This is a genomic window from Psychroserpens sp., from assembly GCF_045105015.1.
Classification (GTDB): Bacteria; Bacteroidota; Bacteroidia; order Flavobacteriales; family Flavobacteriaceae; genus Psychroserpens.
In genome coordinates, this window is sequence record NZ_JBGCCX010000102.1 from 1 (window position 1) to 10,983 (window position 10,983).

Consider the following 10,983-nt stretch of genomic DNA (forward strand, 5'->3'; position numbering starts at 1 on the left):
TTACGCGAAGGCGATAATGTAGAGTACAACGAAGAAGAAGGAAGAAAAGGGATGGTTGCCGCTAACGTGCAAGTTCTCTAAGAATATACTTTATACAGTTTCAACGTCTAACGAAAGTTAGGCGTTTTTTTTGTGCGTTACCTAAAGGGTCGCGCTTTCACTACTCGCTTTCTGCAAAGAGCTCAAACAAACCGTTCAATCGCTAACGCAAATTGTAACTTAATTCAAGTTCCGTTTTTCAATAAAGAAACGTTTCATTAATTCTGAAGCGTCTTCAGCGAGAACACCACTAACCACTTCTGTTTTAGGATGTAATTTTGATCCCAACGTTTTAAATCCACGTTGTTCATCACTTGCGCCATAAACAATTTTTGAAACCTGACTCCAATACAATGCACCAGCACACATCTGGCAAGGTTCTAAGGTCACGTAAAGTGTACAATTAGTTAAATACTTTCCTCCTAAAAAATTAGCAGCAGCAGTAATAGCTTGCATTTCAGCATGTGCAGTAACATCGTTTAATAATTCGGTTAGATTGTGTGCTCTAGCAATAATACGATCCTTAATTACTACGACAGCACCAACAGGAATTTCCCCTTTTGCATAAGCATCTTCGGCCTCTTGCAAGGCTTTTTTCATAAAGTATGTGTCGTCAAAAGGGTTTTCCATTTAAGCTTTAATTTCTTAACCAAAAATACAATTTCAAATGGTACATTTGTAAGGGAATGAAAAAATTATTAGACCACATTAACTTTCCTTCAGATTTAAGAGAATTAAATTCAGAAGAACTGCCTCAACTTGCAAAAGAGTTGCGTGAGTTTATTATCAATATTGTTGCAACTAAAGAAGGTCATTTAGGTGCAAGCTTAGGTGTTGTTGAATTGACATTAGCTTTACATTACGTCTTCAATACACCAAAAGATTTATTAGTTTGGGATGTTGGTCATCAAGCTTATGGTCATAAAATACTAACAGGTAGAAAAGATGTTTTTCATACCAATAGACAGTTTGAAGGAATAAGTGGTTTTCCAAAACGTTCTGAAAGTGAATATGATACGTTTGGTGTCGGACATTCTTCAACATCTATTTCTGCAGCTTTAGGTATGGCCATTGCATCACATATTAAAGGAGAAGATAAACATCATATTGCAGTTATTGGAGATGCTTCTATTGCGAGTGGAATGGCGTTTGAAGGTTTAAATCATGCTGGAGTTACTGAGGCCAACTTACTTGTGGTTTTAAATGATAATGCCATCGGAATAGATCCAAGTGTTGGTGCTTTAAAGCAATATTTAACCAACGTAAAAAAAGGAAAAGAAAAACAAGATAATATTTTTGAAGCTTTAAATTTCGAATATTCTGGTCCGATAGATGGTCACGATTTACCAATACTTATTTCAGAATTAGAACGTTTAAAGTCTATAAAAGGACCGAAGTTTTTGCATGTGATAACCACCAAAGGGAAAGGATTAAAACAAGCAGAAGACGATCAGGTCAAATATCATGCTCCAGGAAAATTTAATGCTGAGACAGGAGATATATTACCAAAAGACACGGTTGAACAACCACCTAAATTTCAAGATGTTTTCGGACATACCATTGTTGAGCTAGCTCAAAAAAATAAAAACATTGTAGGTATTACACCTGCAATGCCTACGGGTAGCTCTTTAAAGTTTATGATGGAACAAATTCCAGAACGTGCTTTTGATGTTGGCATTGCCGAACAACACGCAGTTACTTTGGCTGCTGGTATGGCAACACAGGGTTTAATTCCGTTTTGTAATATTTACTCCACGTTTTTGCAACGCGCTTATGATCAAGTGATTCATGATGTAGCCTTACAAAAGCTACCAGTTATTTTTTGCTTAGATCGTGCAGGATTAGTTGGACAAGATGGTGCTACTCATCACGGTGTTTTTGATTTGGCATATTTAAGATGCATTCCAAATTTAATTATATGTGCTCCAAGAAATGAAATTGAATTACGAAACATCATGTATACTGCTCAGTTAGGATCAGAGCTTCCAATTGCGATTAGGTATCCCAGAGGACAAGGCAATATTTTAGATTGGAAACAGCCCTTTTCAAAAATTAAAATTGGTAAAGCTGAACAGTTAAAAACAGGAAGTGACTTGGCGGTTTTAACTGTAGGAACGATATCTCATAATGTTACTGAAGCCATTCAAATCACTGATAATAGTGACACAATAGCACATTATGATATGAGGTTTGTTAAACCTATAGATGAAAGTTTATTACATCAAATATGTAAAGCATATTCAAACATAATTACACTAGAAGATGGCACCATAAACGGAGGATTAGGAAGTGCTGTTCTCGAGTTTGCCTCCAGACATAACTATAAAACTACAATACAAGTCTTAGGAATACCTGATGTGTTTATAGATCATGGTACAAAGGCAGAATTACAATTACATCTGAAAATAGATGTATCTAGTATTTGTAAGGTTCTAAATACTACTCTTCATCAGTTAAATCTGAATTAGCAACATCTGTTTGGATGCTAGTTTGGTAAAGTTCTACTGTGTTTTGGTGCTCATGATTCCTATTATTTGTGACATCATTTAACATGATTAAAAAGGCTAAAGTCACAAAAAAGATCACAACAATGAATTGGAAATTTTTTTTCATGATAGTAGGTTTTAAGTTTTGGGACTATCAATATATGCAATTATCAGGCTAAAATGCAAATTTAATCGATGAAATGCACAAATTAATAATACATCATTTTTAAATTATAAGTGATTTCCTTTTAATTTATTGAATGTGAGTATAGCATTTCTATCAGATAACTTTGAAATGTAAAAGCAAACAGATAGTAAGTTTTTATATAACGTATCTTGTTTTACATCTATGTGTTTGGGTAAAACTTTTAATACTAATTTATCTAAATTTGATAGTTGTCCTTTGAAATGATTTGAAACAGCACTAGTGAATATGTTTAAAAGTTCGTCTATAACTTTAAAACCAGCAATCTCTTTATCAATTACATCTTTAGATTGATAAATATTTTCAATACTTAATTTTATAATATCTTTTATTTGCGCTTCAAACCTACTATGGTCTAACAGAGCTTTAGAATAGGTTCCCTTGAGAATGTCTTCTTCATTAGACATAAATAAATCAACAGCTTCATTGATTAGAGTATTAATGGCCAATGCTCTTAAATAACTCACTCTGTCTTGAGTTGTAGATAATAAATTGTATTTTTTTGTATTAATAGTATCTCTTACAAGGTTGATTAAATACTCAAGTGCATATTCTTCTTGTATCAGCCCAAGATTTATACCATCTTCAAAATCAATTATAGTATAACATATATCGTCAGCAGCTTCAACTAAGAAAGCAAGTGGGTGTCTGCAAAAACTAATATCGTTAGCAGCTCCTCTTTTAATTAGTCCAAGCTCTTTTGCAACATCTGTAAAGGCTTTTTTTTCAGTTTGAAAGAAACCATATTTTTTATCAGCAATATGCGTTGTAGGTTTCTTAGGAAGCGATTCTTTAGGGTATTTCATAAAAGCACCAAGTGTTGCATAACTTAAACGCAATCCACCTTCTCTTCCTTGTCTCCCTTCAGTTAAAATTTTAAAACCATTTGCATTTCCTTCAAAATCACATAAATCTTGATATTCTTTATCAGTTAATTCATCTTTGAAATACTTTCCATTTCCTGTTTTAAAAAACTCACCAATTGATTTTTCACCACTGTGTCCAAACGGTGGATTTCCAATGTCGTGTGCTAACGAAGCTGCTGCAATGATTGTTCCGAAATCATTAGCTTTGTAACCTAAAGTATCTTTTAAATGCGGATGCTTTTCTAAAAGCTTCTGCCCAACTTTTCTACCTAAAGATCTACCCACAACACTTACTTCTAGACTGTGAGTTAATCTTGTGTGCACAAAATCAGTATCAGATAATGGAATTACTTGAGTTTTATCTTGTAGACTTCTAAATTCTGAAGAAAAGATAACCCTGTCATAGTCTACTTCAAAGCCCAATCGCGTTTCATCTTGTTCTTTTCGTAATCTTTTGTGTGTGTCACCAAACCGTTTTAGAGATAAAAGTTGTTCCCAGTTCATAGTAAATTATTATGCTTCTGCAAGATATGACATCAATGTTAAATTATTGTTTCCATTGACTAAAAAAAACACAGCTTTGGTAACATTGAGATAACTTTTTTATGATTTAGGTTTAACCTAGTATTAACCTTCACTTTACATAATGACAGTTTCTTTGCATCAACAAATTAAAACAACTAATGAGACTATTTGTATTACTAACGCTACTGTTTTTTACATCACTAGGTTTTGCCCAAGATACTGGGTCTATTGCTGGTAAAATGATTGATAAAGAGTATAATGACGAGCCTTTGGCTTTTGGTAATGTGTTAATTAAAGGAACAACTACTGGAACAACATCAGATTTTGATGGGTTATATAGTTTTGAGGAGTTATCACCTGGAACCTATGTCTTGGTATTTAGTTTTATAGGTTATGAAACTCAAGAAATTTCTGCTGAAGTTGTTGCAGGTGAAGTTACCAAACTCAATGTAGATATGGTAGCGAGTGCTGCATCTTTAGATGAGGTTGTAATTAAGACTACAACACGAAAAGAAAGTGAAGCGGCTTTATTATTAGATCAAAAGAAAGCTGTTGAAATCAAGCAAAGTATTGGAGCAGAAGAGTTATCAAGAAAAGGTGTGAGTGATGCTGCAGGAGCAGTTGCAAAAATATCAGGTGTTTCAAAACAAGAAGGCTCTAGTAATGTATATGTAAGAGGTTTAGGTGATCGTTATCAAAACACAACTTTAAATGGGTTGTCGTTGCCATCAAACAACATTAATAAGAAAAATATTGATTTAGATTTATTTTCATCTGATGTTATAGAAAATGTCTCAATAAGTAAGGCCTATTCGGCTAGATTTTACGCTGATTTTTCAGCAGGTAATGTCGATATTTCATCTAAGAATTTTAAAGGAAAGAGCTTCTTTAATTTTGAAATAGGATCTTCTATCAATTCTAATGCTTCTGGTAAAAGTTTCGTAAAAAGTGAAGGGACTAGTTATTTTGGTTACTATAATAGATATGATAATAATCCTTTCGCAGTGATATTATCTCATGGTGTTGATCCAGCTGAAGGCTATACTCCAATTGCTATTAATTTTGGTGGTTCTTTTGGAACCTCATTTGATTTTAAAAATGGCGAAAAATTAAGTATCTATGGAACAGGATCTTTCAGCAATAATTTTGAATACCGAAGAGGTGTAACCACAGATTATACTAATGTTGAGAAAAAATCATTTGAAGATTCAGAAGAGTTTGAGTATTCAACACAAACAACAGCAATGCTTGGATTGAACTTCAAGGTGAATAGCGAAAATTCATTCCGATTTAATTCTCTATTTATTAATAGTTCTTCTGATAGAGTAGGTTATTTTGGAATCGATGGTTTAGGTCGTAATAGAGATGCCATCTCAAATACCGATAAGGGGTTTTACCAAATGAATGTTCAGTTTAATCAAAACCTTATTTATGTAAACCAATTAATGGGGAAGCATAACTTTGAAAAACTAGATTTAGATTGGGCAATTGGTTACAATGTTGTAAATGCTCACGAACCTGATAGAAAACGTATCAGCTTAGAGAATTATGATGCGGCTTTAGATAATGATCCAACGACAAACCCTATTTTTTATAGTAATGTAGATTTTGATAATCAAAGATATTTTCAAAATATTGAAGACGAAGAGCTCAATAGCACTTTAAACTTAGCCTATACTGCTAATGATAACTTGAAGTTTAATATTGGGTATAATGGTAGAAAAAAAGAGCGTAGTTTCGATAACAATCGTTATGGCTATGACATCAATGGCTCTCAAGTACAATCAGGAGATCCAAATCATCTAAATAGTTTTTTCACTTTAGATAATTTACAGGTAAATCCTAATGGAAATGGATTGTATTCAATTAAAGTATTTAGACCAATCCCAATTTCAGATGATGGAAATATAACTCTAGGTAATACGAATAGACCAGGTTTAGATGAAAATACATACACAGGAAATTTAGATATTTATGCAGCGTATTTAAATGCTGAAATAAAAGCAGGTGAAAAGTGGTTATTTATTCCTGGTATTCGAGTAGAATCATTTACACAAAACATTAATTATGATGTGATTAACCAAGGAAATGATGGTGTTGGTAGCCGATCATTTTCAGATGTCGTGTATTTACCAAATTTAAATATTAAGTATAGTTTAACTGAAGATCAAAACTTACGTTTCTCAGCAAGTCAAACGATTTCTCTTCCTGAATTTAAAGAAGTTGCACCATTTGTTTATGAAGGTGTATCTCAAAGAATAGGTGGTAATCCAGACGTTTTAGGTTATTCTGAAATTTTAAACTTAGACTTAAAGTATGAGTGGTTCATGAGTAAATCTGAACTATTCTCTGTGTCTGCATTTTACAAAGAAATTAATGATCCAATAAATCAGGTCGTAGCATTTGATGCCACTGGGACACAACGTTTTTTTAGAACAGGAGATCAGGCGCAAGCTTATGGACTAGAACTTGAGGTTAGAAAAAACCTTATTATGAATACTGGTGAAGATGATGATAAGGCTAAGCTTTCTGTTGGATTAAATGCAACTTATATTCATACAGAACAGGATTTATACGATTCTATTGAAGGATCTTTATTTAGTGTAAGTTTTAGAAATGATAGTGAAGAATTGCAAGGTGCTTCTCCATTTATTATCAATGCCGATATTAATTACTCTCCAACATTTGGAAATTATAAGCCAGCTGCAAACTTAATTTTCTCTTATTTTTCAGACAGAATAGATGCTTTAGGCTCAGGTCAATTAGGAAATGTAATTGAAAAGGGCTTACCAAACTTAGATTTTGTTTTACAAAATCAAATTTCAGAAAAATTTCAGATCAACCTAGCCGCTAGGAATCTTTTAAATCCAACAGTACAATTTGTTAGAGAAGGTACTTCGGTAGGAGATGTTTTAGTAACATCTCCAAATGGTAAGGATGTCACTAATTACGAAAGAGGTATTGATGTATCCATACAACTTAAATACAAATTTTAAATATAAACTATTAACGAAAATCAGAACTTTAATCAAACACAAGAAACATGAAAAATAATTTAATATTAGGATTAGCAGTAATCACAATGCTATTTAATGCTTGTACTTCAGATGATACAGCTGATATTATTATCAATGATAATAGTATTACAAATAATAATGGTGGAGGAAATAACAACAATCCAGATGTGATTTTCTTATCAGGAACATTTACCACTGATTTAGATTTAGATGCCAATAATAGTTATGTCGTTAACGGACCATTAATTATGGCTTCAGGAACAACATTAACGATTCCTGCAGGTATGACCATCGAGGCTTTAGCAGCTGGAGCAAATGTTTATATCGCAATTTCTCAAGGAGCAAGAATTATTGCAAACGGAACAGCTGATAATCCAATTATTCTAACTTCAGATGCATCTTCACCAGCTGCTGGAGATTGGGGAGGTTTAATTATATTAGGAAGAGCACCAATCAACTCAGTAACTGGAGCTGCAACTGCAACTTCAGAAATTGCAAGTTTACCTTATGGAGGAACTGAAATGTCTGATGATTCAGGGATTTTAAGATATGTGCGAGTAGATTATTCTGGTGGAGCTGCAGATGGTCAATCAGAAAATAACGGATTCTCTTTTTATGGTGTTGGAAATGGAACGTTAGTAGAGTATATTCAAGCATTTGAAGGTAAAGATGATGGTGTTGAATTTTTTGGTGGAACAGTAAACGCTAGTTTCGTGTCTGTTGTGAACTCACAGGATGATTCAATAGATTGGACAGAAGGTTATAGAGGTACAATTACAAATGCCTATGTTAAACATGGAGCAGAGCACGATAAAGGCATCGAAGCAGATGGTTATAATACTGATATTGGAAACAACTCAAATCCAATTTTTTGGTCTAAGCCTACAATAAATAACCTTTCAATTTATGGAAACGGTTCTTCAACAGGTAATGAAGCTATTCGTCTAAGAGCTGGAACTCAAGGTATATTTAATAATATCTATATTGAAGGTTTTGAAGAAGGTTTTGATTTAGATGGTGATGCAGGAACAATGAGTACAAATCCAACAGGAACAGGTGTTTTAAATGGTGATTTAAATATCACTGATGTTTCTTTTGTAGATGTCATCTTAAACATGAAAAACGATACTGGTGAAACATTTTCTGAAGCAGATTTTATATCTGGAATTGGAAATGGTATTGCTACAGATTATGCAACTTGGGGAGCCAATTGGACAATCGAATAAATAGTTAGTCTATAAATAAAAATGGCATCCAATTTGGATGCCATTTTTATTATTTAGTGTTTTTTAATTTCTAAGAGCAACAGATGATTTGTTGTTCCATTCGTTTACGCTAGTAATAGCGTTGTTTGTATAATCTACTTCTGTTAAAGTGGTGTTATTCCAGTAAAACCACTTGCCGACTTTTTTCCCATTATCATAATTCGCTGAAATTAATTTTTTGCCTTCAGTATCAAAACTTAGCCATTCACCTTGAAGTTCTCCATCTACAGTATAGAATCCAGTTTGACTCACAACTCCATTGTCATGATAGTAAATAACTTCAATTAGATTAGCGTCTTTATTAAGTTTTAAATCGCGCTCTTGTTGAGCAAAAGCAACCACCGAAATTAATAACGCAAAAATTAATACAAATTGCTTTTTCATTATTATGGGTTTTAATATTACTTATCAAATATAGCAATTACTTAACATTTAAGCAATATTTACATAACGTTAAATTAACATTAAGAGTTCAAAACACTGACAACCAAGGTGTTGAGGCGTGTATTTTTTACTCATTTTTTAATGATTACTTAATATTAAGATGATATTAAAATCAGGTTTAATATTGATATTTGCTTGTATTTTAAAATGCGTATTTAGGTTTTCATATAATCTATTAGTTTTTGTCGACTATATTATCATGAATTCTAAAGTGGCTGCTTTTGGCCAAAGCAGCCTTTTTTTCTTAAAACTTAATATTTAGGAAACATTAGATTCATACTATTGTTAGTTATTTGCAGTGACAAAAACTAATAATCCTTATGAAATCTAAATTAATAATTGTACTTTTACTATGTACAGTTTTCTCTACTCAAGCTCAACAAATTAGCGACACTTCTTTTGGTAAAGGAATGATAAATTTTGTTGCAAAAGACAGTTCCTTTAGTGTGAAGTTTGCGCCAAGATTCCAAGTTCGTTCAGTATCATCATGGGATCATGATGGTAATCAATATATAAGTCCAGAACATAATTTTATTGTTCGACGTGCTCGTTTAAAATTTGATGGTTTCGCATATAGTACTAAACTTAAATATAAAGTTGAATTAGGACTTTCTAATAGAGATATTTCTGGTGCTAATGATTTTAATAGAAATACACCCAGATACATTCTTGATGCAGTTATCATGTGGAATTTTGCTGAAAACTGGGAGCTTTGGGCAGGACAAACTAAGCTTCCTGGTAATGTTGAACGTGTGGTGTCATCTGCCAACATGCAATTAATCGATCGTTCACTTTTGAATAGTCGATTCAATATTGATCGTGATTTAGGTATTCAACTACGTCATAAAACCAAATTAGGAGAACACTTCTTAATGCGTGAAAAATTATCTGTTTCTCAAGGGGAAGGGCGTAATGTTTCTGAAGGGAATGAAGGAGGCTTGCAATATACTGCACGTCTTGAGTTTTTACCATTTGGCACTTTTAAATCCAAAGGAGATTACAGTCAATCAGACTTAAAACGTGAACAAAAACCAAAGTTAATGGTTGGTTTCACATACAATTATAACCAAGATGCAGTTAGAGAGAGAGGTTTTGCTGGAGATTATATGATAACATCTGACGGTTCATTATATGAAACAGATCAAACTACAATTTTTGCTGATGCGATGTTTAAATACAAAGGTTTTTCATTCATGGGTGAATATGCTAAAAGAACAGCTGATGATGAAATCGCAACCAATTCTGATGGAACTTTGGCTACAGATTCAGATGGTAACTTAACTGGAGATATTGTATTAACTGGTAACGCTTTAAACTTGCAAGCTGGATATTTATTTAAAAGCAATTATGAAGTTGCTGCACGTTTTACAACCCTAGATTTCGAGGATGTAACAGGTGCTTTACCAACTAATCAATATACGCTTGGTGTGAATAAATTTATTGTTGGACATAAATTAAAAGTACAATCTGATATTAGTTATACAACTGTTGATGGTAATGAACACAATATAACATTCAGACTTGGTTTTGATATTCATTTTTAAAAAATAACATTTAGGTAACGTTACACTTAAATAGACTAAAGATATTTGCAAACTTATTTTAATTAAAAATTATGGATAATATTTATTTATATATGATTATTGCTCTAGCTATTTTAGCTATTGCTGATTTGGTAGTTGGTGTTAGTAATGATGCAGTTAACTTTTTGAATTCTGCAATTGGATCTAAGGCAATTTCGTTCAAAACTATTATGATTGTTGCCAGTCTTGGAGTTGCAGTTGGAGCAGTGTTTTCTAGTGGTATGATGGAAGTTGCGAGGAAAGGTATTTTTAATCCTGGCGAGTTTATGTTTAATGAAATCATGATTATTTTCATGGCAGTAATGATTACTGATATTTTATTATTAGACTTTTTCAATACCATCGGTATGCCTACCTCAACTACAGTGTCAATTGTTTTTGAATTATTAGGTGCAGCTGTAGCTATGGCCTTAATAAAAATTGGTCATGATGGAGGAGATTTTACCGATGTCATTAATTATATTAATACTTCAAAGGCTTCTCAAATTATATTCGGGATACTGCTTTCGGTCGTCGTCGCCTTTTCAATAGGCGCAATTGTTCAATGGGTTTC

General features: G+C 32.8%; 9 protein-coding genes. 5 read left to right on the top strand and 4 right to left on the bottom strand.

Annotated features, from left to right (window positions below; genetic code table 11):
- Positions 1 to 219 precede the first annotated feature (219 nt).
- Positions 220 to 669 (bottom strand): nucleoside deaminase, encoded by a 450-nt coding sequence (locus AB8B90_RS07515; protein ID WP_405335289.1) that lies wholly within the window; start codon positions 667 to 669, stop codon positions 220 to 222.
- Between the two features lie 56 nt (positions 670 to 725).
- Here AB8B90_RS07515 and dxs point away from each other — a divergent pair, with 56 nt between their 5' ends.
- A complete protein-coding gene (gene dxs, locus AB8B90_RS07520; protein ID WP_405335291.1) occupies positions 726 to 2,507 on the top strand; it encodes a 1-deoxy-D-xylulose-5-phosphate synthase in 1,782 nt (593 codons plus the stop codon).
- Here dxs and AB8B90_RS07525 read toward each other — a convergent pair.
- Positions 2,479 to 2,652, bottom strand: coding sequence for a hypothetical protein (locus AB8B90_RS07525; protein WP_405335293.1), 174 nt, complete (start codon positions 2,650 to 2,652; stop codon positions 2,479 to 2,481). The two genes, dxs and AB8B90_RS07525, sit on opposite strands and share 29 nt — an antisense overlap.
- 104 nt (positions 2,653 to 2,756) lie before the next feature.
- Positions 2,757 to 4,100 (bottom strand): deoxyguanosinetriphosphate triphosphohydrolase, encoded by a 1,344-nt coding sequence (locus AB8B90_RS07530; protein WP_405335295.1) that lies wholly within the window; start codon positions 4,098 to 4,100, stop codon positions 2,757 to 2,759.
- A gap of 179 nt (positions 4,101 to 4,279) precedes the next feature.
- Between AB8B90_RS07530 and AB8B90_RS07535 the strand changes: the two genes are divergently transcribed.
- Both AB8B90_RS07535 and AB8B90_RS07540 read left to right on the top strand, forming a co-directional pair.
- Positions 4,280 to 7,117 carry a TonB-dependent receptor domain-containing protein gene (locus tag AB8B90_RS07535; RefSeq protein ID WP_405335297.1) on the top strand — a complete coding sequence of 946 codons (2,838 nt, stop codon included), beginning with the start codon at positions 4,280 to 4,282 and terminating at the stop codon, positions 7,115 to 7,117.
- Positions 7,118 to 7,164: 47 nt separating this feature from the next.
- Positions 7,165 to 8,364 carry a multidrug transporter gene (locus tag AB8B90_RS07540; protein WP_405335299.1) on the top strand — a complete coding sequence of 400 codons (1,200 nt, stop codon included), beginning with the start codon at positions 7,165 to 7,167 and terminating at the stop codon, positions 8,362 to 8,364.
- Positions 8,365 to 8,427: 63 nt separating this feature from the next.
- Here AB8B90_RS07540 and AB8B90_RS07545 read toward each other — a convergent pair whose 3' ends face one another.
- Positions 8,428 to 8,787: a toxin-antitoxin system YwqK family antitoxin gene (locus AB8B90_RS07545; RefSeq protein ID WP_405335301.1), complete on the bottom strand. Its 360-nt coding sequence runs from the start codon at positions 8,785 to 8,787 to the stop codon at positions 8,428 to 8,430.
- Between the two features lie 380 nt (positions 8,788 to 9,167).
- Between AB8B90_RS07545 and AB8B90_RS07550 the strand changes: the two genes are divergently transcribed.
- On the top strand, positions 9,168 to 10,391 hold the full coding sequence (locus AB8B90_RS07550; RefSeq protein ID WP_405335303.1) for a porin: 1,224 nt from the start codon (positions 9,168 to 9,170) through the stop codon (positions 10,389 to 10,391).
- A gap of 71 nt (positions 10,392 to 10,462) precedes the next feature.
- On the top strand, positions 10,463 to 10,983 hold a 521-nt coding region (locus tag AB8B90_RS07555), incomplete at its 3' end, for an inorganic phosphate transporter (protein WP_405335305.1).

Bases quoted from the DNA above. Each gene is read 5' to 3' on its own strand.
- AB8B90_RS07540 (WP_405335299.1), top strand. From the start codon at position 7,165: ATGAAAAATAATTTAATATTAGGATTAGCAGTAATCACAATGCTATTT.
- AB8B90_RS07530 (WP_405335295.1), bottom strand. From the start codon at position 4,100: ATGAACTGGGAACAACTTTTATCTCTAAAACGGTTTGGTGACACACAC.
- AB8B90_RS07550 (WP_405335303.1), top strand. From the start codon at position 9,168: ATGAAATCTAAATTAATAATTGTACTTTTACTATGTACAGTTTTCTCT.
- AB8B90_RS07545 (WP_405335301.1), bottom strand. From the start codon at position 8,787: ATGAAAAAGCAATTTGTATTAATTTTTGCGTTATTAATTTCGGTGGTT.
- AB8B90_RS07515 (WP_405335289.1), bottom strand. From the start codon at position 669: ATGGAAAACCCTTTTGACGACACATACTTTATGAAAAAAGCCTTGCAA.
- AB8B90_RS07535 (WP_405335297.1), top strand. From the start codon at position 4,280: ATGAGACTATTTGTATTACTAACGCTACTGTTTTTTACATCACTAGGT.
- AB8B90_RS07525 (WP_405335293.1), bottom strand. From the start codon at position 2,652: ATGAAAAAAAATTTCCAATTCATTGTTGTGATCTTTTTTGTGACTTTA.
- dxs (WP_405335291.1), top strand. From the start codon at position 726: ATGAAAAAATTATTAGACCACATTAACTTTCCTTCAGATTTAAGAGAA.